24 protein-coding genes are annotated in these 22,381 nt (G+C 35.8%); 19 read left to right on the plus strand and 5 right to left on the minus strand.

Annotated elements, in window-relative coordinates:
* Positions 1-2 precede the first annotated feature (2 nt).
* A complete protein-coding gene (locus ACRXC1_RS02770; protein WP_433656331.1) occupies positions 3-1,505 on the minus strand; it encodes a hypothetical protein in 1,503 nt (500 codons plus the stop codon).
* 127 nt (positions 1,506-1,632) lie between these two features.
* Between ACRXC1_RS02770 and ACRXC1_RS02775 the strand changes: the two genes are divergently transcribed.
* Together ACRXC1_RS02775 and ACRXC1_RS02780 are read left to right on the plus strand one after the other, a co-directional pair.
* Positions 1,633-2,424 carry a motility protein A gene (locus ACRXC1_RS02775; RefSeq protein ID WP_433656333.1) on the plus strand — a complete coding sequence of 264 codons (792 nt, stop codon included), beginning with the start codon at positions 1,633-1,635 and terminating at the stop codon, positions 2,422-2,424.
* A 1-nt stretch (position 2,425) separates the two neighbouring features.
* Positions 2,426-3,163: an OmpA/MotB family protein gene (locus tag ACRXC1_RS02780; protein WP_433656335.1), complete on the plus strand. Its 738-nt coding sequence runs from the start codon at positions 2,426-2,428 to the stop codon at positions 3,161-3,163.
* Here the strand turns inward: ACRXC1_RS02780 and ACRXC1_RS02785 are convergent.
* Both ACRXC1_RS02785 and ACRXC1_RS02790 read right to left on the minus strand, forming a co-directional pair.
* Complete coding sequence (locus ACRXC1_RS02785; protein WP_433656337.1) at positions 3,149-3,976, minus strand: endonuclease/exonuclease/phosphatase family protein; 828 nt, start codon at positions 3,974-3,976, stop codon at positions 3,149-3,151. The two genes, ACRXC1_RS02780 and ACRXC1_RS02785, sit on opposite strands and share 15 nt — an antisense overlap.
* A gap of 122 nt (positions 3,977-4,098) precedes the next feature.
* The gene (locus ACRXC1_RS02790) at positions 4,099-4,935 is read right to left on the minus strand and encodes an endonuclease/exonuclease/phosphatase family protein (protein WP_433656339.1); all 837 of its coding nucleotides are present in this window, start codon (positions 4,933-4,935) and stop codon (positions 4,099-4,101) included.
* Between the two features lie 150 nt (positions 4,936-5,085).
* On the opposite strand from ACRXC1_RS02790, the gene rlmN reads away from it, so the two are divergent.
* Positions 5,086-6,150 carry a 23S rRNA (adenine(2503)-C(2))-methyltransferase RlmN gene (gene rlmN / locus ACRXC1_RS02795; RefSeq protein WP_393061535.1) on the plus strand — a complete coding sequence of 355 codons (1,065 nt, stop codon included), beginning with the start codon at positions 5,086-5,088 and terminating at the stop codon, positions 6,148-6,150.
* Between the two features lie 2 nt (positions 6,151-6,152).
* Here rlmN and ACRXC1_RS02800 read toward each other — a convergent pair whose 3' ends face one another.
* A complete protein-coding gene (locus tag ACRXC1_RS02800; protein WP_433656342.1) occupies positions 6,153-6,422 on the minus strand; it encodes a hypothetical protein in 270 nt (89 codons plus the stop codon).
* Between the two features lie 157 nt (positions 6,423-6,579).
* On the opposite strand from ACRXC1_RS02800, the gene sppA reads away from it, so the two are divergent.
* From sppA to ACRXC1_RS02860, 12 genes are all read left to right on the plus strand, one after another.
* Positions 6,580-7,527 carry a signal peptide peptidase SppA gene (gene sppA, locus ACRXC1_RS02805; RefSeq protein ID WP_433656343.1) on the plus strand — a complete coding sequence of 316 codons (948 nt, stop codon included), beginning with the start codon at positions 6,580-6,582 and terminating at the stop codon, positions 7,525-7,527.
* A gap of 10 nt (positions 7,528-7,537) precedes the next feature.
* Positions 7,538-8,767 (plus strand): hypothetical protein, encoded by a 1,230-nt coding sequence (locus ACRXC1_RS02810; protein WP_393061541.1) that lies wholly within the window; start codon positions 7,538-7,540, stop codon positions 8,765-8,767.
* The gene (locus tag ACRXC1_RS02815) at positions 8,767-9,156 is read left to right on the plus strand and encodes an SH3 domain-containing protein (RefSeq protein WP_433656346.1); all 390 of its coding nucleotides are present in this window, start codon (positions 8,767-8,769) and stop codon (positions 9,154-9,156) included. The genes ACRXC1_RS02810 and ACRXC1_RS02815 overlap by 1 nt, the downstream gene beginning before the upstream one ends.
* Complete coding sequence (locus ACRXC1_RS02820) at positions 9,156-10,010, plus strand: hypothetical protein (RefSeq protein ID WP_433656348.1); 855 nt, start codon at positions 9,156-9,158, stop codon at positions 10,008-10,010. The genes ACRXC1_RS02815 and ACRXC1_RS02820 overlap by 1 nt, the downstream gene beginning before the upstream one ends.
* Position 10,011: 1 nt before the next feature.
* Positions 10,012-10,812, plus strand: coding sequence for a hypothetical protein (locus ACRXC1_RS02825; RefSeq protein WP_393061547.1), 801 nt, complete (start codon positions 10,012-10,014; stop codon positions 10,810-10,812).
* Positions 10,812-11,510, plus strand: coding sequence for a MotA/TolQ/ExbB proton channel family protein (locus ACRXC1_RS02830; RefSeq protein ID WP_392912240.1), 699 nt, complete (start codon positions 10,812-10,814; stop codon positions 11,508-11,510). The genes ACRXC1_RS02825 and ACRXC1_RS02830 overlap by 1 nt, the downstream gene beginning before the upstream one ends.
* Before the next feature lie 14 nt (positions 11,511-11,524).
* The gene (locus ACRXC1_RS02835) at positions 11,525-11,941 is read left to right on the plus strand and encodes a biopolymer transporter ExbD (RefSeq protein ID WP_393061549.1); all 417 of its coding nucleotides are present in this window, start codon (positions 11,525-11,527) and stop codon (positions 11,939-11,941) included.
* Between the two features lie 61 nt (positions 11,942-12,002).
* Positions 12,003-12,716 carry a TonB family protein gene (locus tag ACRXC1_RS02840; protein ID WP_433656351.1) on the plus strand — a complete coding sequence of 238 codons (714 nt, stop codon included), beginning with the start codon at positions 12,003-12,005 and terminating at the stop codon, positions 12,714-12,716.
* A gap of 8 nt (positions 12,717-12,724) precedes the next feature.
* The gene (locus ACRXC1_RS02845) at positions 12,725-14,047 is read left to right on the plus strand and encodes a TolB family protein (RefSeq protein ID WP_021265714.1); all 1,323 of its coding nucleotides are present in this window, start codon (positions 12,725-12,727) and stop codon (positions 14,045-14,047) included.
* Positions 14,048-14,177: 130 nt separating this feature from the next.
* Positions 14,178-15,725 (plus strand): sigma-54-dependent Fis family transcriptional regulator, encoded by a 1,548-nt coding sequence (locus ACRXC1_RS02850; RefSeq protein WP_021265818.1) that lies wholly within the window; start codon positions 14,178-14,180, stop codon positions 15,723-15,725.
* Positions 15,726-15,781: 56 nt separating this feature from the next.
* Positions 15,782-15,952, plus strand: a complete 171-nt coding sequence (locus ACRXC1_RS02855; RefSeq protein ID WP_021266323.1) for a hypothetical protein — start codon at positions 15,782-15,784, stop codon at positions 15,950-15,952.
* An 87-nt stretch (positions 15,953-16,039) separates the two neighbouring features.
* Positions 16,040-17,470, plus strand: a complete 1,431-nt coding sequence (locus ACRXC1_RS02860) for an HD domain-containing protein (RefSeq protein WP_393098609.1) — start codon at positions 16,040-16,042, stop codon at positions 17,468-17,470.
* Here ACRXC1_RS02860 and ACRXC1_RS02865 read toward each other — a convergent pair.
* On the minus strand, positions 17,463-18,272 hold the full coding sequence (locus ACRXC1_RS02865) for a hypothetical protein (protein ID WP_433656355.1): 810 nt from the start codon (positions 18,270-18,272) through the stop codon (positions 17,463-17,465). The two genes, ACRXC1_RS02860 and ACRXC1_RS02865, sit on opposite strands and share 8 nt — an antisense overlap.
* A gap of 152 nt (positions 18,273-18,424) precedes the next feature.
* Here ACRXC1_RS02865 and ACRXC1_RS02870 point away from each other — a divergent pair, with 152 nt between their 5' ends.
* From ACRXC1_RS02870 to ACRXC1_RS02885, 4 genes are read left to right on the plus strand one after another with little or no spacing between them, the layout of a single operon-like run.
* Positions 18,425-19,198, plus strand: coding sequence for a cell division ATP-binding protein FtsE (locus tag ACRXC1_RS02870; protein WP_392857211.1), 774 nt, complete (start codon positions 18,425-18,427; stop codon positions 19,196-19,198).
* On the plus strand, positions 19,186-19,983 hold the full coding sequence (locus tag ACRXC1_RS02875; RefSeq protein WP_392912248.1) for a hypothetical protein: 798 nt from the start codon (positions 19,186-19,188) through the stop codon (positions 19,981-19,983). Before ACRXC1_RS02870 ends, ACRXC1_RS02875 begins: the two co-directional genes overlap by 13 nt.
* Positions 19,968-21,023: a murein hydrolase activator EnvC family protein gene (locus ACRXC1_RS02880; RefSeq protein WP_392912250.1), complete on the plus strand. Its 1,056-nt coding sequence runs from the start codon at positions 19,968-19,970 to the stop codon at positions 21,021-21,023. The genes ACRXC1_RS02875 and ACRXC1_RS02880 overlap by 16 nt, the downstream gene beginning before the upstream one ends.
* A gap of 14 nt (positions 21,024-21,037) precedes the next feature.
* Entirely contained in the window at positions 21,038-22,375 is a 1,338-nt protein-coding gene (locus ACRXC1_RS02885; protein ID WP_433656358.1) for a S41 family peptidase, read from the plus strand.
* Positions 22,376-22,381 lie beyond the last annotated feature (6 nt).

A 22,381-nucleotide genomic window follows, 5' to 3' on the forward strand; every position in this document is an offset into this window, starting at 1 on the left:
TACTAGAGTAAGTAATTTAATGAAAATAAAAAAGTATTCTGAGTTAGGTCAAAATTATCAGCAGTTACTGTTGTTTTAAACCCCCCTAGTCCTATGCGGTACTTACTTGTAATATCAACTTGAACTTCACTAAATATCTTTGTGGCTGTCATATTATTTGTCTTAAATGAGCTCTCAGCAAAAAATGATTGAAAATATGAGACATTGAAAATGATTTTTCGACTCCATAGTTCAGCTATATATTCGATACCTACTTGAGACCAAGCTATTGTATTTTCACCGCTTTTTAATCCTTTATTGTATTCTGGTAAATTGATAAATGGTTGGTTCTCATAGTGTACACCTCCAAATAGATCAAATGGCAGCCAAGTTGGTGCAAATAAGTATTGAACATAGAGATTGATTATATTTGGTACATCATACTTTTCGGCTTTAGATCCAATTGACTTTAAGTAATGTAGGGCAAAAACAAAATCATCTCCACGAGTATCTGACATATTTTTTCGATATGTATATCTTGCACCCATGAAGTTGTAGTTATTGGCGGTTTCGACAAGGTATTTCGTATTACTGTTTTTGTTCATATAGACAAAGTCAAATATAGATCGAGATCTTCTTGGGCGTGTGTTCTTTTGAAAACTTGTGCCAGGCTCTTTATTACTACTCTTTGAAATTGCAAAAACATCATCAGAGCTAACTTCTTCGTTTTCTTTTTTTTTCTCGTTTTTTGATTTGCTTTCTTTATTCTTTGCCACTTTTTCTTTCTGTCTATCCATGGCAATATCAAGATCAAGTCTAATCTTTTTTAAATTGATTTTAAATTCTGAGGCTCTGTTAGATTTTTTTTTTTGCTTTTTTATTTCTTCTTCAATATTAATGAGTGAGTCTTCATAGGATAGATTATCATCCAAGCTCGTAAATAAAGAGAAGGGCTTCATTTTGATATTTGTTTCAAGTCCAGCTTGTGTAATAAGGACTTTAAGACGATTTTCAAGATCAAGATCTAAGTCATCCATGTCCTTTGAATCATCACTAGAATTTTCGCTCTTTTGCTTTGTTTGCTTACTTAGTAACTTCTTTAATGCTTTTCGAATTCTCTGCTTTCCATAGAATAATTCATATAAAGACATTCTCGTTTGTAATAGTAGGAATCGCTCAGGTATTCCTGCTGCCCAAGCTTGTTCGACGATATTGTTATCTTGATTAAGAATAAGGAAGTAGAGGCTATTAACACCTTTGGATTTCTTAGTATGCAAGACTAACTTCTTAATTTTTAAATTCTTCTCAACTTTCTTATTATTCCCAGTTGTAATGGCCAGCTCGTATTCAGGTGATTCCCAGATAAGCTTTTGAGCTAACTTGATTGTTTGCTTGCTATAGAACTCACTTTTCTTCCCAAAGCCTTTATAGGCTGGAGTTGAGACTCTTAGTAGAGTGCGCTCTCGTGCGAAGCAAGAATAACTAAGGAGTATAAAGAGAGGAATTATTAATTTTATCTTTAACATTCTCTTCAGATTATCAAATGTATAAACAAATTCTACTAAGAAAAATTTTCTTTCATGTAACTAAAATTATTCTTTTATAAAGGATTTTTCCTTAGACCCGTAAAGTTCGATACATACGGGAGAGAATATGAATATTTCTACTATTATTGGCTTTTCAATGGCCCTATTTGTTTTTGTTGTCGGACTTTGGCTATCGAGTGACGATCTGAAAATTTTTCTTGATTATCCTTCTTTATTCATTGTTACAGGAGGAACTCTTGCCGCAACTGCGATTTCTTTTGAAGTAACAAGACTAATGGAACTTTTGAAAATATTCTTTAGAAGGCTTGTTTTTAATAAGCGCATTAATTACATGACTACAATTGAAGAGGTTATGGAAGCTGCCGAAAAATATCGTAAAGGTGAAGCGATTTCATCAATTATTAATTCAGTAAATGATGAGTTTTTCAAGGAGTGTTTAGAGCTCTATGGAAGTGATGTTCTTGAGAAGGAAGAATTTTTAGATATTATTTATGATCGCGCTGACCGTATTTTAGAGTCTTATGGAGAAGAGGCCAATAAGATAAAATCAATATCAAAATTTCCTCCGGCATTTGGAATGATGGGAACCACTATTGGGATGATTGTTCTTCTTGCAAATCTTGGTGGTGAAGATGCGATTAAAATGATCGGTCCAGCGATGGGGGTTTGTCTTATTACAACGCTATATGGTGTTGCTATTGCTAACTTGTTCTTTATCCCTTTTGCAGAGAACTTATCTGCAAATAATAAGGAGATTTACCTTAAGAAGATGATCATTATTGAAGGTGTTTCTCTATTAATTGAAAAAACAAATCCAATTATTGTTGGGATAAAGTTAAATTCATTCTTAAAACCAAGCGAGAGAATGGATAAAAAGCTAGAGAGTCGTACGGTTTAATATGAGAAAATCAGAGAATAAAGGTAGAAGAGGAAAAATATTTGAAGATGCTCCGGATGAAGGCGAAGCATGGCTATTATCATATGCAGATATGATGACACTGATTGCGTGTTTTTTTATTTTAATGATGGCATTCGCAAATTATGACCCTGCCGGCTTTAAAGTTAAAGCTGAGATTGTTGCAAAAAGTTTCTCCAAGGGGAAAGTTGCGGTTACGAATGAAAAATTTAAAGAAATTAATGAAGAGATTGCAAAGCACCCCGAACTTTTAAAAATCTCAAAGATTACGGTGAACGACTCTAAAATGAGAATCGAAATGAGTGGTTCAATTCTATTTCCGCAAAACGAAGTTTCGATGAGTGAGGAGATGACATTCTTATTAGATAACTTAATTGATATTATAAAATCGAAGGGTGAAGAGGATTATCGCATTATTATCGAAGGACACTCTGATAATTTACCAATTAAACAGAATTCAAAGTATAGAAATCATTGGTCATTAGCTGCTGCAAGAGCGGCCCTTGTTATTGAGAGATTTGAATACTTTGGTTTTTCTCCTAAGAACTTAAAAATGATTAGTCTTGGTGACTCTGAGCCACTAAGACCTAATCAAGATAAAAATGGGAAACCAATCAGTGAAAATAACAAAGTCAATCGACGTGTTGTTATTAAGGTTATAGAAATTCCTAAGTTTCAAAAAAAGCTAAAGATGGGCCTTGGTGTATTATTTGAGGACTAAGAACTTTGCCTGTAGAGGTTTATGATCTGATCCCTCGATATCTCCTAGAACTCTAGCTTCAATTAGTTCAAGGTCACGATACCAAATGTAATCTAGTTTATTACCAAGCCACTTCATACGATCATCACGGCCTGTGTAGATAGCTTCTTTAAAGCCTTCTCCATTCAAAATACCTCTCATCATCTTAATTTTAGATTTTGAGTTAGTGTTAAAATCACCAGCAAAAACAACTGGGCCATTTGTCGTTCTTATATAGTTAATAACTTGGGCAATTTGTTTTTTTAGAGATTTTTTTCTGACAAAATTAATTGCATGAATATTAATAAAGGTAATGTTACGGCCATCTTCAAGTTTATACTGACTTGCAAGAGATAGTTTCGGTGTGCGAATAAATGGTTCTCTTACTTTACTTCTAAGAGGTGTGATTGTTATTGCAGGATACTTTGAAATATTAGTAACTCCTGTGTTGTACTTTCCCCAACTAATAAATGAAGTGGCCAAAATGATTTCTTCATCTTCTGGAGTAAAGAGGCGCTCCTTCATCTTTCCTTTAAAGCTAAACTCCTGCCCGAGAAGAATATCGCTTTCATTCAGCAGTTCTTCAAAGTCTTGGCGCCAGCTTTCATTCTTTCCTTTATACATATTCCAAGCAGTGATCGTGAATTCATTAGGAAAAGGGCAGTCATGGCATGAAAGGCCTTGCTTTACTTGAATGATCTTATCTGAACTTGGAATTTTGTGAATGAGCTTTTCTTGTGCAAAAGATGGTGTTGCCAGTAAGGCAACTGCTAAGCTTATCATAAGCTTTTTCATAACAAATCCTTTTGTTTGAAACTAATCTTTTAATATACTTTATTATCTATAAGAGAATACGGATGTGCAAAGAAATGCAGCTAAATTTTTCTTTTTATAAGCTAAACTGTCAAAGCTAATACCTAATCAATTAGCTCGAACTCTGCCTGAAGAGGAGTGTGATCAGATCCTTCAACCTCTCCAAGAACTCTTGCTTCCACTAGATTAAGTCCACGATACCAAATATGGTCAAGAGGCTGACCTAAGAAGGTCATGCGATCATCTGCTCCAGTATAATGGGCCTGTTTGAAACCATCTTTTTTAAATAGCATATTCATGATGAGAGTTTTTGTTGGAGCATTAGTATTAAAATCACCCGCAAAGATAACTGGGCCTTTGATATTTTTTACAGCTTTTAGAAGTGTTGCTATTTGAATTGTAAAAGGTTGAATACCGACAAAGTTAAGAGCGTGAATATTGACGAAAGTTACAACTTGTCCATTCTCTGCTGGATATTGGGTAATTAGAGAAAGCTTTGGTGTGTTAACAATGGGCTCTCGATCACTACTTTGAAAGGCCTGCTTTGCTACCGCTTTAATGCTCGAACTAGTAAAGACACCGGTTGCTTGTCCATCAGTATTATAAAATGATGTTGCTAGTATACTTTCTCGCTGACTATTTGAAAGAAGTTCTCTCATTTCTCCTTGTAGTAGGAATTCTTGACCAAGGATGATTTCACTTTCGCTTGCTAGCTTTAGATAATCTCTTGCCCAAGAAGGCTCTTTTCCTTTGTACATATTCCAAACTGTCACATTAAAACGCGTCCCAAGCTTACACTCTGTGCAGTTAAGTGACCCCTTTATGGAAATTAAATTATCTTTTGAAGGAACTCTATATATAAGATTGGCCATATTATTGCTGGCCAGGACAGATCCTTGAAGTAGCAGAAGGGATGTGATTAATAGGCCAAGCTTTCTCATATTTATTCCTAATTATACTGTTGTCAGCAAATCTTGTTGTATTTGAGGTTTAATAGACCAAAGAATAGGCTAAATAGCAAAAATTCTACAGAGGAGCTTGTAATATTTAGTCCCTGACCATATAAATGTCACCTAATATTGGAGAATCATATGCAAAAGCAGCTTTTTTACTCGCTTTCACCTAAGTCTTTGAAATCATTCCTTGTTGAGAATGGTCAGAAGCCTTTTGTGGCAAACCAAATTCTTCAATGGGTCTATGAGAAACACGAGTACACTCCTGAGGGCTGGTCAAATATCTCTAAGAATCTTAAAGAGCTATTAGAAGAAAACTTCGACTTCACACTTCCTAAAATTGTATGGAATGGTCTTTCAAAAGATGGCACGAGAAAGTTTCTTGTGGCCATGAGAGATGGGAAAACTGTCGAAACTGTTATGATTCCGGCCAGATCAAACCGTAAGACTCTTTGTGTTTCTTCACAAGTAGGGTGTGCTATCGGTTGTACTTTTTGTCATACGGGAACAATGGGGCTTATGCGCCACCTTGAGGCCGGTGAAATTATTGGCCAATTTTTAGCTGTAACGAAATTTCTAAGAGAAAAAGTTGGGCCAGAAGAGCGACTTTCTAATGTTGTCTTTATGGGTCAAGGTGAGCCTCTTCATAATTTTGAGCAAGTAAAGGCAGCAACTGAACTTATGGTTGATGAAAAGGCACTAGGCCTTTCTCAAAGACGTGTGACAATTTCAACATCGGGACTAGTTCCTGCAATTAAGAAGCTAGAAGAATTCCCATCAGTTAATATTGCTATTTCTCTGCACGCTGCTCACAATGAGATTCGTACAGAGCTTATGCCAATTAATAAGGCCTATGATCTGGACAGACTTCTAACGGCGATTAAGGAAATTCCACTTAAGGCCCATCGTTATATTACATATGAGTACCTTCTTATTGATCAATACAATGACCGCGCCGAAGATGTTGAAGCACTTTTAAAACTACTTCCTAAGAAAGTATCTAAAGTGAACCTAATTCCTTTTAATGAATATCCTGAGTCGAATTTTAAACGCCCAAGTGTTAGTCGTATCAACTGGTTTAAGAATCAGCTTGATAATGGTGGAATCACGACGACAATTCGTACGACAAAGGGGAGTGATATCTTAGCGGCCTGTGGCCAACTTAAGAGTGAGCTAGAAAAAGATCTAAATCTTTGGAAATAAGATTACTTCTTATTTTCGTAATCCCAATACTTAACTTTTGTATTCTTAGAAGATGGAAGACGCATCGATTTTTCAGATTTTGAGTCATCTTCAACTTGATAGGAGTCTTCCCAAGATACTTGAGTCTTATGGTGGACTACTTTCTTTTTAAATGAAATTGGTTTTTTCGCTTCTTGATAAAATGAAGGAGCTTCATACTTCTCAGCAAAAACAAAGCTAGACTGAATTACTAGAGTAATTATGGCAATTGTTTTAACGCTGAAACCTTTCATATATCCCTCACTTCGCATTCGCGGTTTTATTCCTATATCTTTTCGGATAGGGACAAATTTACTTTAATCGGCAAGTTTGTAACATGTTAAAAAGTTTACGAAATCCAATATTTTTGGGAAGATAGAAGGGTAGATTTATAAGCTCAGGGAGGATGCTTTGTCGAATACTAAATCAAAAGATCGCGCGGTCATAGGCCTTATGGCAATGGTTGCAGTTTTCTTCGTTGTACTAATATTATTTTCAGCTTATACCGTGACAATTTTCAAAGGAAATAACGATCTTGCTTCGTCGAGTAAGAAGTCTAAAGATAAGATTGCCCTAATTGAAGTTGAAGGTGTCATCATGGACGCTAAGAAAACGATTCAACTTCTTCACCGTGCGGAAGCGGATGAAGCAGTTAAGGGAATTATCTTAAGAGTTAACTCACCAGGTGGTGCTGTTGCTCCAACTCAAGAAATCTATCAAGAAATCCTAAGAATTAGAGGAGCCGGGAGTTACGCTGAAGTAACAAAGAATCCTAAACCAATCTATGCATCATTCTCATCAATCGCAGCAAGTGGTGGTTACTATATTGGCGCGGCAACAGAGAAGATTTGTTCATCACCGGGAACACTGACTGGATCAATTGGTGTCATCATGCAATTTGTTGACCTTTCTGAGTTATACAAATTTGCCATGGTTAATCCACAAACGATCAAAGCAGGACGTTACAAAGATATCGGTCAACCTAATCGTTCGATGACTAAAGAAGAAAGAGCTCTTATGACTGAGATGACTCTTGATGTTCATAAACAATTTAAAGACGATGTAGCAGCACAGCGTAGTGAAAGAATCACAGTGGAAATAGATGAGGTTGCTCAAGGGCAGGTCTTTTCAGGTGCGCAAGCAAAGAAGCTTGGGCTTGTTGATGATCTAGTAGGTCTTTGGCCATGTGCACGCCAACTTCATGCAAAACTTGAGTTAGAAGGGGACTTAAACCTTTCAGAAATGAAGATTAAAAAGAAAGCTAATTTCTTTTCAATCTTAGAAGATTTAGAAGATGTTAAAGGTGCAGTTAAGAATTTTGTAAAAGCTAATAGCTCGACAACTTTAATGTACAAATAATAGAGGCATAATGCATATATACTTAAATTGGCTACAAGATCATATACTCGCAGTTGTAGCATTCGTATTTACACTAATTTTGATCTATCACTACTTCAGTGAGAAGGATACAGGTGTAAAACTTTCTAAACGATATCGTAACTCAATCTTTGAAGCTCAATCGAAAGTATTCCTAAATGCGACTCAATACCTAATCTCTGGTAATCGTGATCTTGCAATTAAAGAATTTTTAAGTGCAGTTGATATTAACAGAGAAACAATTGATACATACTTTGCTCTAGGTGGACTATTTAGAAGTAATGGTGAAATAGAAAAGGCCATTAGTATCCACCGCTCTCTTATTGCAAGAGATAATATTTCAGAGTCTCACCGTATACGTGCACTAAAAGAGTTGGCCATCGATTTTGATAAGGGTGGTTTTGTTGATAAGGCCATTGAAACTTATAAAGATGTCTTAAAAATCAATCGTGATGAATATGATGTCATCCAATCGCTTTGTCGTATTTATGAAGATATTGGAGATTGGGATCAAGCCTATAATTATCGCATCATGCTTTCGAAAGTAGGGCATGAGAATCAGTCTGAAACGATTTCACATATTCTTGTTCAAAAGGCCAAGAAGTTTTTTGAAAATGGTCAGCTTTCTAAGGCGATTGAAGATCTAGAAGATGGTTTTCGTTTTGCTCCTTCTGTATCAGCAAAGATTTTAAAGCTTAGAATTCTTCTTCACGAAGGTAATATTGATGAAGCGAAGTTCTATCTAGTTGAGCTTTTAAAAGAGCAGCCGATGTATGCTTCTTTTGCATTTGAGTCTCTTGAAGAGGGATTCAAAGGAAGTGAAGAAGAGAAAGAGAAGTACTTTAAAAGATTAAACCTTTTAGTTGAATACTTCTTAGAAATGAAAGATGAAGAATTACTTTCTAATGAATCGATAATTCTTACTAAAATTAGACTTTTTAAACAGCAGCATCAATTACATAAAGCTTATGAATTGCTAAGTGAGTGGGATAAGAGTTCTAATGCTACTTCAGAGGCCTTAAAGTCTGAATATATTAAAATTTTAATTGAGTTAGGTAAGAAAGAAGAAGCTGTTTCACAAACAAAAGATCTTCTTGAAAATATGCACCAAACTCTTACAAAGCACTACTGTCGTGAATGTGGTTACAACTCAGATGAAATTTTTTGGCGTTGTCCGCAATGTCACGAGTGGGAAACAATACAGTTTAGATGGAAAGTATAATGAGAATATTTCTAGTATTTTTTCTTCTTTTACCGGCCTTTACTCAAATAAAGGCCCAGTCTAGTAATGATCAGAAGAAGACAATTTACTATGTACAGTCTGTTTATTCACAACTGCACCAAAATCCTTCAAAATTTTCTCGAGTATTATCAACTTTCGAATGTGGGCAACCTTTCTACGTTTTAAGTTCACCAATATCTGATTTCTATCAAGTCGAGTACTCAAATTATAAAGGTTTTATGAGTACAAATGTACTTTCTCAAAGAAAGCCAGATGGTTGTTGGCAAGATATGTATCGTCGCTTCTTTGATCAAATTGAGATTGGCGTTACAGAGATACACTACTGGGGAAGACTTCAGGATCTTCTCATTAAAGGGGAGAGTAAGTAATGAAGTACTTCTTATCACTTCTCCTAATATTTAATACTTATGCTCAAGAAAACCTTCCGGTAGAGAATGAATTTGTGAATTTTAATAAAATTCAAAAAGTTCTAAAGAAGGATGGTCTTGAGAAGGCCGCAAAAGAAAAAGCCAAACAGGCCAAGAAGAAACAAGTTGATATTGATGCACAAAAGAAGGCTTTTTATAATACACCAGCTGGTAAAGACTTTTGGCATATCATGACTCAGTACTGGCTTGTAAAGAATGTAGGGGTACTAAAGTGGGATTTTCATAAACCTGATTTTGGTGTCCGAGAATATTACGCTAAGTTTTTAAAAGAGGTAGGCTACTTTGGTATCAAGTTTGATATTTTATATCTAAACTCACCAAATGTGACTCACTTCGGATTTCCTCTATCAACAAATCACTATCTATTTGTCATTAGTGTTCCATTTATTAGAGCAATGGACTTATCTAAGTTACAAATTTCGCTTCTTTTATTTGAAGACTTATTAAGGTTAGAGGATCAGCAATTTATTAAAAAATTTGATGATGAAACACTTTTAAAATTAATGAATAGTAATTTTTATAAGAAAGAATTCCCGAAGGAAGAATTTCATAAGGTTTTAACTCGTTTTAGTGATGTAGTTTTTAATTCTGGTTTTACTTTTAAGGATCAGTTTAAAACAACGAAGAAAATGGATACTATTTTAAAGAATAATCCAAAGTACTGGAAAAACTATTATCACTTACTAGAGAAAATTGATTCTTTAACAAAAGGGAATTTACTTTATAAGAATTATTCAAAGATTTATCCAGCGCCTGAACTACAGTTGAATTGGATAAACCCAACGACGAATTAGTATGAAGTTATTCGCCAAAGAAAAATCTATTTATCTGGCAAAGTACGCCACATCGACAATAATTTACTGGATTATTTACTTTATTCTTGTCTCAATTATTACGTTCTTCCACTTTAGACTTGGGCACAAACTTATTATTGTAGAGAATTGGCTATATGATTTCTCTTGGCATGTTCTCGTCACTGCAAGAATTTTAGGATATCTTGTTTCAATCTACTTCTTTTCGGATATGAAGTTTCGGGATATTAAAGGCCAGTTATCCTTTGATTGGTACAACAGTGTTAATATTCCAACTTATTTAATTTCGATGGGCACGCTCATTGTCTTTATTTTCTTTAGCCGACCATCTCATATGGAAAATGTACAATTTAGTATATGGCAGCTAATTGTTCACAATGTCCTTATTTTTGTATTTTTCTTTTTTGAGTTTTTGAATTCAAAAGTCTTTTTAAAGTCCAGACGTATAGGGAAGGGGTTTCATATTTTAACAGAAGGCTCTCTCTTATATCTTTCCCTATTGGTTTTATTTCCAAGAAATACGAGTTTAGAAATAGGTCATATGTTTCTATTCTTCTTGGCATATACTCATCTCTATTTATTTAATTACTCTGTACTTAAAGGGATGATTTTTATTTCAGTTGTTTTTGTACCTCTTTTTGCCTTCTTGGGTCATGATCCATTATGGGGTACATATTACTCAATATTCTTTTCAAAGCTAAGTAACCTTTTGGTTCCTGCTATTAGTTTATTAATTGTTACATCCGCATATTCATATATTTTAAAAAAGCAAGGAGAAGTATAGTGGAAGGTCATAATTTAGATATTTTCCAAATCCTTTTAGACTCAAGTATTGTCGTTAAATTAGACTTACTTCTTTTAATCTTAGCATCAGTACTTTCGTGGACGATAATTTTCCAAAAGAGATCACTATTTAATAAAACAGAAAAGGCTAACCGTGAATTTAAAAACTTCTTTAGTGGAGTGGCCTCTCTTGAAGAAGCATATCATGATGCCCAAACTATTGAAGATAGTCCGTTAAAGAAATTGTTTCTTTCTGGTTACCGTGAACTTAAGAAAACAGAAATTGCGTTAGGTGAAGACTATGGGCTCATTAAAGAACATTATTCTTCAATTGCTAATCAATCAATGGAGCGAACTTTATCTAATGAAGCAGTAGAAGTTGATCAGCAAATGAGTAATGGGCTAACAACTTTGGCCTCAATTGGTTCGATTACGCCATTCGTTGGTTTATTTGGAACAGTTTGGGGAATCATTGATTCATTCTCTGGCCTTGCCAGTGGTGGTGCAACGCTTGAGACAGTTGCTCCAGGGATTGCCGAAGCGCTTGTTGCGACTGCTGTAGGTCTAGTGGCCGCAATTCCTGCAACTTGGTATTTTAATAAATTTGGACAAAGAAGAAATAAGCTTAGAGAACAACTTCATATCTTTGGTAATCAATTTATCAATGAAGTTGAAAGATATATTTCTTCAAAATCATAATTTAGGGGTTAGTAATGGGTATGAATTCTGGTGGTAATGGAGATGGACCGGTATCAGAGATTAACGTAACACCACTTGTTGATGTTATGTTAGTTCTACTTGTTATCTTCATGATTACAGCGCCCTTGATGTTAAATGGGATTGAACTGACTTTACCAAAGACTAAGGAAGTCAATGTCATGAGCTTAAGCTCTTCACAAGTTGTTCTTAGTTTTACTAACTCTGAAGAGTTTTATGTAGGTAAGGATAAAATTCTACTAAGTGAACTTATTGCTGTTGTTTCAAATAAGCTAAAAGAAACGAAGTCACAGACACTCTTTCTAAGAGCTGACTATCAATTAGAATACGGTAAAGTTGCCAAGCTTATGTCTTATTTAAAATCAAATAATATAAATGATATTGCTCTGGTAACAGAGCTAGAGGATAAGTAGTATCGAAAAGAGTTTTAACAAATACATTTCTATCTCATTAGGAGCGCATGCTGTCCTAATTTTGGGACTGTATCTTCTATCGATCTTTAAACTTGGGACACCTTTTGATCCAAGGAGGGCCAATCTCGATAAGGTTCGTGTTATTGGTAAGGCCATTAAAGTTGATGTTGTGGCCATGCCTAAGATGACTTATCAAGAGCTTAAAAAAATGACTCCACCACCACAAGAGCAAGTAGAGGTGGTTAAAGAGAAGGCCAAGGATACTGGTGGAAGTGATAAGGCGATTCTTGAGAAAGCAACTAAACAAAAGTCTTTAAAGGATATGCTATCTAAGTTTGCTAATCGTAATGTGAAAACAGATACAAAAACAAAGCAAAATGCTAAGCCTAAAAAGATTATTGAGGATACAACAGACTATAGCAATATCATTGCTGCAGGAAATAAGCTTAGTGAAGGTTCTTCTTATACTGGCACTGGTAGTGCCCAGGCCCAGGGGGATTTTGATAATTATGTTATCTCTGTGATGGAAGCTGTTCGTAAGCACTGGAGACTTCCGGCCTATCTAGCAAACCTTGAGTTATCTTGTCATGTTCAGGTTTTCATTAATTCACAGGGGAAATTATTAGAATATAAAATTATAAAATCGAGTGGGAACGCGGAATATGATAGTAAGGCAGTGGGATCAATTCGCGCTGTTGGATCATTTCCTCGTCCGAAAAAAGAAATTACTAATAGGCTAGTGGCCGGAGAACTCGTTCTTGCCTTTCCTATATAGGAGTTTTTATGAAGTATTTAGTATTATTACTTATATGTTTAAACGTTGTTGCTGATGGTGGTCTGACTGTTGTCTCTGTAGGGGATGCTGAAGTTGTTAAAGAAAGTTTACTAGTGGAAAAGATTTTTTCAGAGGGAGTCTTTACTCCTAATGAAGTTGAGGAGTCTGAGAATTATATTAATATCGTACGAAACGATTTTAAATTCTATCAGAATTACTTTAATGTTCTACCTCGTCGTATCTCGCAGACTTCTTTTGATAATGTACGATTTACGAATTACAAAACGAAAGAAACTAATTTCTTAGTTCGTTTTAAAATTGTAAGAACCGCAACACAAACATCTCTCTCTTATAAGCTTTGGAATATTGCGGCCGAGCAAGAGCTTATTTCAAAAACAATTCCATATGATGCTAATAATCGAGCGGCCATTCACGCAGTATCAGATGAAATCTACCGCGCCATAGTCGGCAAGCCCTCAATCTTTAAAGATAAGATAGTCTTTGTTTCTGATTATAAGATGCCAGATGGAAAGAAAGAGCTTTTTATCATGGACTTTGATGGGGCAAACCCAAAGAGACTAACATGGCACAATGGTGTTGTACTTTCTCCTGCGGTTTCACATGATGGCTCAAAGATTGTTTACAGTCTGATTGATGAGTCTGTTAAGGGCGCAAAGAAGAATGTAAATCTTATGCTCTATGATGTGGCCACAAAGAAATCGACAGTACTATCTAAGAGAAAGGGCCTAAACTCTGGTGCTATCTTTACTAATAATGGTGATGAAATCATTTTAACTCTTTCACATCAAGGTAATGCGGAATTATATCGCATGAACTTAAAGACTCGTGCAATTACACGCCTAACGAAAAGCTATGCTCCCGATGTTGATCCATCTTTAAGTGCTGACGGCTCAATCTTAACATTTCTATCTGGACGCCCCGGAAAGCCTATGATCTACACAATGGATCCAAATGGTTTAGAGAAGGATGTTAAGCGTATTAGCTACGTTGGTAAGTACAACGCCACTCCACGTTTTCACCCAAGTGCTTCAGAAATTGTTTTCTCAAGCTGGTTAGATAATCGCTTTGACCTCTTTAAAGTAGGATCGGATGGCCAAAACCTTCATCGCCTAACGAAGGATTTCGGTTCAAATGAGGATCCAGAGTACTCAAAAGATGGACAGTTCATTATTTTTACAAGTTTGAGGGTTCTTTCACAATCGAGGGCCACTCAAAGTGTCTATATTATGGACACTTGGGGCAAAATCCTAGGCCCACTGACCTCAAATTTTGGAAAGTGTACAAGTGGTAGATGGCTTAAGTCATTATAATCACAGTAAAAGTATATTTTTTTTGAACAACCGAGTATTTTAGTCTTGTAAAAAATTCAGACGCACTGTATCATGAATTTAGTTTAACGCTTCGCAAGACACACACTAAAAAATACACGGGAGTTTACGCATGACAATCGAAATGAAAAAAGAATCAACAAAAATTGAAAATCTACTGTCTACACTTCTTACGACTTTAGATGAGCAGGTTTTCTTTTCTGAACTATCAAAATTCTTTAAGTCAGAGATCGTTTGTGATGAAATCATCGTAAATATTGCACATGAAGACGGAAGTTGTCGCATGGTTGCTAAGAATGCTCGCGCTGTAAAAAACGCACAGAGAATTTCAAAAGGTCTAGGTGCTGTAGGACACGTAATCAAAACTAAGCGTGCTTACTTCTCAAACAACGTACAAAGAGATCCTCTATTTGCTTCGACAAAAACAGAAGCTTCTCACTCTGAACTGTGTGTTCCAATGATTATCGACGGTGTAATTATCGGTACTATTTCTTTCAAAGGAAATAGCGAAGAAGTTAACTTTAAGAAAGAAGACATTAATATGGTTATCGATAGCTTAAATGCTATCCAAAAGCCACTTAAGAATATGAAAATGTACCTATCTGCTAAGTTCCTAAATGAGTCACTTAAGCAGAAGATCGAAGAAAAAGAAAATGAACTAAAGAACTCTGTACCAGGTGTAACTCTGTCTCGTTCAACAACTCAAGAGAAAGAAATCATCGGTAAGTCAGAAATTATGCAAGAGCTTCTAGTTGCAGTTGATCGTGTAGCTGCATCAGATGTTAACTCTTATATGGCAGGTGAGACTGGTGTTGGTAAAGAGATGATCGCTAGAAGAATTCACTGTCGTTCAGAAAGAAAGAATCACGCTTTCATCGTAGTAGACTGCTCAATGGGTAACGATGAGTACCTTGAGTCAGAAATTTTCGGGAAAGAAGAAGTTGATGCAGTAAGAGGTTTCAGAATTAAGAAGGGTGCTCTAGAAGCAGCTAATGGTGGAACAATCTTCATCAACAATATTGATAAAATGCCAGTTAAAGTACAGGCAAGACTAATGAGCTTTATCAACGACCTTGCTTACTCAAGAGTTGGTACTCATGAAAAACTAAGATCAAATGTAAGAATTATTGCAGCTTCTTCAATCAATATGAAAGAAAGTGTTGCTCAAGGTACTTTTAGAGAAGATCTATTCTACAACCTATCAACAATTGGTTTAAGAATTCCTTCACTAAGAGAAAGAAAGTCAGATATTGAAATTCTAGCTAACCACTTCCTTAACCTAGGAAAGTTACCAGAAGCTCAAAAGTCAATGTCTCCAGGTGTTGTTAAGCTTCTTGAAGATTACAACTGGCCAGGAAACGTAAGAGAACTTCACTCAATCATGGAAAGAGCATATGTTCTATCTCCAGGAATGATTGTTGAAAGAGATCACCTTGCAGATAGCATCAAGGTTGAGCAAGCTGAAATCTCTGAAGAAAAAGAAGAAATCAGAGTATTTAGAGAAATGACGCTAGGTGAAATCGAAAGAGAGCACATCTGTCAAACTCTAGATCACTTAGGTGGTAATAAGACTAAGACAGCTAAAGTTCTTGGGATTACAGTTAAGACTCTTTATAACAAGCTGCACAGCTACGGTATGATTGAAGCAAAAGAAGCTTAAAGAAAATTGATAAAGCGTAATTTTGAAGTTATTATGACAGTCTAAAAGGAGAGCCCATGTCAGAAGACAATAGACTACCAAAGAACTTCAGAAGTTCACCAGATTTAGAGAACTTCTACCGCTTTATCTACGAAAATAACTTAAGAAGTGAAGCGAAGAAAATATTTGAAGCGTTAAAAGTCGCTACAACTCCTGTAAAGAAAAGAGGAAGAAAGAAAAAGTCTTAACTTTCTTGTATCTATCAACAAATTCATTATAAAATATAAGATGCCCGTTAATTAACGGGCATCTTTATTTATATCAAAAGGATCAACATGGAAGTTGTCTCAAACGCTAAATTAGGTCTAAAAGTTTATGATCCATTATATGGATTCATCGACTTAACTCCACTTGAGATGGAGATCATCCACAGTCCATTCTTTCAGAGACTGCGCTGGATTAAACAACTAGGATTTTCATTCTACGTCTTTCACGGTGCCGAGCACTCTCGCTACGGCCACTCAATTGGTGTACTAAATAATGCTCACCATATTCTAAGGTCAGTTGGCCGCGGTGTGGAAGATGGTGAATTATTTCAAAAAGTTCAAAATTCAAAAGAGGCCAAGTATCATCAGGCCATACGTGTCTCAGCTCTTCTTCACGATATTGGAACATTCTGTTTTTCTCACACAACAGAGATGGCCTATATCAAGATAGGGGAGACGACAAATAAGAAAGGTGGAAAGGGATTACAAGACGATCACGAAAATCTTGGCTCATTCATTATTAAGAATACTGATTATGAAGGTGGACTTACTCGAATTCTAAAAGATCATGGAATTGATCCACAAGAAGTTTCAGACCTTGTTAAAGGTACGCACTCGTCAATTCTTGCCAATCAAATTCTTCACTCAGAAATTGATTGTGACCGTATGGACTATCTTCTAAGAGATGCTCATTACACAGGTCTTAAGTATGGAACATACGATAGAGAATATCTTCTACACCATTTCACGACAGAGAAAGTTGCAGGCCACGATATTCTAGCAATTAAAGAGAATGCACTTCACTGTGTAGAAGATTTCTTAAGTGCGCGCTTTGCTTGGTACTCGCAAGTCATTCGCTCACCACGCGGATCAAAGTATGATGCAATTGCAGATGCTCTTTGTTATCACATGTTAGAGAAGGGCCATATTTATCGCTATAGCGATCTTCTTGATATTATCAGTAATGATCCAATGCGCTTCTATGGTTTTAACGACTCATACTTTATGAATACAATCCACAAGCTTCTTGTCGATGGAGAGTTTGATAAATATGCAGATATCAAAGATATGGCGCGTATTCTTCTGTTACGTCATGGTGCCAAAAATATTGATACAAGTGACTTCTCGCAATCTCTACTTGAGCAAGATAATGTTGGCTTTAATGATAAGCTCTTTAAGAAGACAAGTAATAAGGCCAATGACATTGTTAACTTTGTGAAAGATAAGGGAAGTGATGCTGATTGGGTTATTCCAGATATTCCTAAGAAGAAAATTATCTTTGTTAAGAGTCCAAGAGAGCTTGCAAAGAAAACAAATACGGCAAACCTCCTGTTAGAGCGTGATCCTGTTAAGATTAGTTTTGATGATGGACAGGTAAAGCTACTCGCTGATGTTGAAAACTCGATAATATCAAAGCTTTCAAACGTAATGAGTTATACGCCAAATTGTTTTTGTTCAGATGGTGCTTATAATTTATTAAAAGACGAAGGCGTTATCTAACTTTCTTTGCACGCTCGATAAGGGGTAAGTAGATACCTTCTAAACTTGCCCCATCGTATTCAATCTTTGTCAGATTTCCTGTGAGTAGTTCTAAATTTGAATTTACAAACAGCACTTCTGTATAACTCTCAAAAGTAGGGTAATCCCTTATAAATGCCTTCTCTTCAATCGAATTTTCAAGATTTAAAAGTAGGCAGATTATATTTGCACTTCCTCTTCTTTGTGGAATTCGAGGAATGATAAAGCTTAAGTTTTCAATGAGATTATTGAGGTACTCATCTCTTTGCTCTTGCCCGTAAGTAACCATGGTCTTATTTGTAATAGAAAAGAAGGTTGCCTCAACTCCCATAAAACGATGGGACTCATTATCAATTGATAAGAGAGATATCGTTTCATCACGAGGAGAGAGAATATACTGACAAGTTAGTTTGTCGTAGGGAGGCACAAAAATGAACTCTTCAAAGCGGTCTGAGGAATTTTTATTTAATCCAATGACCTCAATGAAATTAGATTCAACCTCACCGCATAACATACCAACAGTGATTGCACGTATGCGACTATTTTGATCAAGATATTCGTTACAAAGAACTTTGTCTGTAAAGGCCAGCGTGACATTGACTCCAAGTCCATCAACCTTATTTGTTTTAAAACGAGGGCAAATATCGACAGGTGTATCGATGACATAGATGATGTCATAAAATGAAAGATTTCTACTTTCTCTATCTCCATCAACACTACTATCTTGCAAGAGGGAAGATAGAAGGTGAGCATCGAGCTGCTTTCCATTAATTTTTTCAAGCACTTTGACCTCTCTTATACAGATTTGCAGCTGATTCTACGTAGAAAATTTGTTTCCATCAATAGCTGAAATATTAAGATTTACTTATTTGACGCACATGGTCGGTCTTTTTATCTACCTTTGCTTAAAATCTGATTTTGTTATAAAATTAGAGAGTGGCAAAGAGGATTTTTGCCCAATTCAAGTTAGGAAGATTTGAATATAGAAATGAAGGACTCATATCAATGATCTCAAGCAGTTACGCGAATCAAGCAAGTAATTTATTTGGAAACCAGAATTTGAATACAAATATGTATTTTACCCTGGAAAATGTCACTGTTGATTACAACGGTATCAAGGCAATCTCCAATATCAATTTGCAAATTAGAAAAGGTGAAATTGTTTTTGTTACTGGGGCCTCTGGAGCAGGTAAGACAACGCTTTTAAATGTTCTCGCTGGTAATGTTTCACCAACAGGTGGAACGATCAAAATAGAAGATCGCATTTTTACAACACAAGTTTTTCAAGATCTAAGACTTATTGAAAATATGAGTCTTATCGATAATTTACAATTTGCATTTGATCCAAGTGTTTATCGCTCTCGCAAAGAATTTGAGAGCGATCTAAGCGAACTAATTAAAATTCTAGGAATTAAAAATCGCGTAAATCTTAAGGCCAAGGATGCTAATGGGGGACTGAGACAAAAGGTTGCCATCATTCGCGCCCTTCTTGCAAAGCCAGATGTATTTATTGCGGATGAGCCATCAAGCTCCCTAGACTTTGATAATACAAAAAGACTTTTTGATTTATTAAATATCTATAATGCGAAAAGAGGGACTACAATTATTTGGGCCTCTCACAATCGCGAATTAGTACAACGTTTCACGGGACGTATTATCCACTTAGATAACTCTCGTCTAATACACTCGGGGCATGCATGTTTTATTTAAAAGAATTAGCTCGTTTCACAAAAAATAATCTTTTTGGGCAAGCGCTTTTTTCTCTTTTAACAATCTCACTTGTTATTTCTGTTTCAAATTATGACAGTTTCAAGAAGAAGATTTCAAATGCGCTTCCGGCCATTCAAAATGAGTACTACTTCAATGCTCTTGTTGATGGGGACTTAAATACAAGTAGTATTTCAAGAAAAATTAAAGGGCTTCCTGGTGTAAAGGGTGTTGAGGCCATTAGTGCAACAAAGAGCATGGCCGTGACAAACGAACTTAAAGATGTTCTTGAACTTGGTAAAGATGAAATCACATCGATTATTTCAATGAAAGGTCTAAAGATTATCTTAGATGAAAAAGTTTCGGAGAGTTCGACAAATCTAATTAGAGAATACTTAGTGCGTCTTACTGGTAAAGATAATGTTGTTCTAGGAAGCATTAGAAAGAAAATCTCAAATACTCAATCTTGGAAGAATGTGATGACAGAACTAAAGAGAAGACCTCTTCAAGTACTAATTACAGTTCTTTCTCTTTTTTGGGTTGTAGCATTTATGACAATTAGAAGAAATTTAAAACAGGTTTCTTATCTTGTTGAAAAGTTTCAAAGAAAGAAAAATGTAGCCTTCAAAATGTATACAGTAAATATCGTTACTTCAATTCTTATTGGTTGTGCTCTTTCATTTGCATTCTTCTCTCCAAATGAGGTGTTTGCATTAATTGTAAGTGGAGCATTATTAACAACTTCTGCGTGGTACACGATCGGGAAACTTGAATGGCAAAAAGCTTAGTTCTTTTCACAGTACTTTTAATCTCTTCTGTTTCAATGAGGGTGCAAGCCGCTCCAAGTCTTAACGCGATCAAGGGGAAGGTTACAGACTCACGCACTAAGATTGATAATTATAAGAAATCAATTCAGTCTATTGAAACAAAGCTTCAAACTAAGAATGAGGACTATCTTCAGGCAATGAAATCAAGGCAAGACCTTGATTATCAAATATTTGAATTAGAAAAGAATCTTAACCAATCTCTCTTTGACCTTGAAGCAGATAAGGTGAGAGTAAAGAAAACGATTCGCCATGTTGCTCTAAGCTATATGGAAAACTCAACACATGAAGATCTTATTAAGAGTCAGCTTCTCTTAAGATCTCTTAAGAATGAAAAGAAAGAAATTCAATCAAAAATTGACTACTGCACAAACTTAAAGAAAAAAACTTTTGAGCTTAGAGCTCGTTTAAGTGAAACTGTAAAGATTGAAAGAGAGCTTTACACTTTACTACAAGAGCTTGAGACTCGTAAAAGTACTACTGTTCAAGAGTTCTTAACTGAAAAAGAAAATCACGAAAAATTAAAATCAGAATATAGTAAACTTAGAAAATCTCAGCGCTTAGCGAAGCAGAAGGCCCAAGCAAAACTTAATGCAAGAAAGGCAAAGAGTAAGAGCTCAACTTCTACAAAGCTTGTGGCAAACTTCGCTGTTCCAGTTAAGAAGTATATCTCTACTGAAAATGGTAAGAAGGGGATAACTTATACTGTTAAGAGTGGACAAGAAATCTTTGCAACAAAGGCCGGAAAGGTTGAATACGTAGGCTCACTTGCAAACGTTGGTAATGTTATTATGGTTGATCATGGAAATGATATCCGTAGTATTTATCTTGGAGACTTTGCTTCAAGTGTAAAGAAGGGACAGGCCGTCGATCTTGGCTCTTCTGTTGCTAAAACAAGGTTCTCAATTAAGAAGGGGAATCTAAGTAAGGTTTACTTTGAAATTAGAAAGAAAAATACAGCACAAAATACAGCTCAATTAATTAATACTAAAATTAATATTTAAAATTAGGAATAATAATGAAAAAGCTATTTGTTGCTCTCATGCTGACGGCATTTGTAGCACCTGTACAAGCAAAAGAAACGACGAAGTCGCGTTTTGAAAAACTCGAACTCTTCAATAAAGTTATTCATATCATTGAAACAAATTACTACCGTAAGGTTGATATTGATAAGCTCATTGATGGAGCACTAAAAGGAATGTTTCAAACACTTGACCCTCACTCTGCATTCTTAGATGAAGAAGTCTTTAAGAAGATGCAAGAAGACACAAGCGGGGAGTACGGTGGACTCGGGATCGAAGTAACACAAAAAGACGGTGTTCTTGTCATCACAACTCCAATTGAGGATTCTCCAGCAGAGAAAGCAGGACTACTTCCAGGAGATAAGATTGTTGAGATCAATAATGAATCAACAATTGGTATTACTCTAGATGAAGCTGTTGATCGTATGAAAGGGGAGCTTGGAACAGTTATTAATCTTGGTATCCTAAGAGCTGGCGAAAAAGATATTCGTAACTTCAAGGTAAAACGCCAAAAGATTAAAACAAAACCTGTTAAGTCTTTTGCGGTAAACAACTATGCTGTTATTCGTTTAAGCCAATTCCAAAAAGATGCGGCAGCATATGTTGTAAAAGCACTCAAAAAAGAAAAGAAGAAGCTTGGTAAGAATTTTAGAGGTGTCGTTCTTGACCTTCGCTCAAATCCAGGTGGTCTTTTAAATGAGGCCGTAAACCTTTCTTCAATCTTTCTAAATGATGGTGTCGTGGTTTCAACAGAAGGGCGTGATCCAAAGAATAAAGAAATTCGCTACGTAAAAAAGAGTGGCCATAAAGAATTAGATATTCCGCTTGCTGTTCTTATTAATGGCTCAAGTGCTTCTGCTTCAGAAATTGTTGCGGGTGCATTACAAGACCATAAACGTGCTCTTGTTGTGGGAACAAATTCTTTTGGAAAAGGAAGTGTACAAACTGTTTCGCAAATCTCAGAGGAACAGGGAATTAAACTTACAATCGCTCAGTATATGACACCAAAAGGTCGAAAAATTCAGGCCCTTGGAATTAAACCAGATGTGCAAGTTTCTCAGGTTGAAGGGGAGTTTGTTGAAGAGCATATGTATGATGATGGTGGGGTAAGAGAAGTTGATCTTAGAAACCACTTAACAGCAACAGTTGAAACAGAAGAAGAAAAGCAGGCCCGCCTTAAGCGTGAAAAAGCAGCTCGACTAAAGAGAATTGAAAGAGCTAAGGAAATCAATAAAAAGAAAGAGGAATCACCTGTTCATAGAAAGTATGCGGCCGACAAGGACTACCAAGTTCTACAAGCGATCAAATTCCTAAACGCAGTCAATAAATTTTAAAATATC

It is taken from the genome of Halobacteriovorax sp. GFR8 (assembly GCF_050955245.1).
In the GTDB taxonomy this organism is placed as follows: Bacteria; Bdellovibrionota; Bacteriovoracia; order Bacteriovoracales; family Bacteriovoracaceae; genus Halobacteriovorax_A.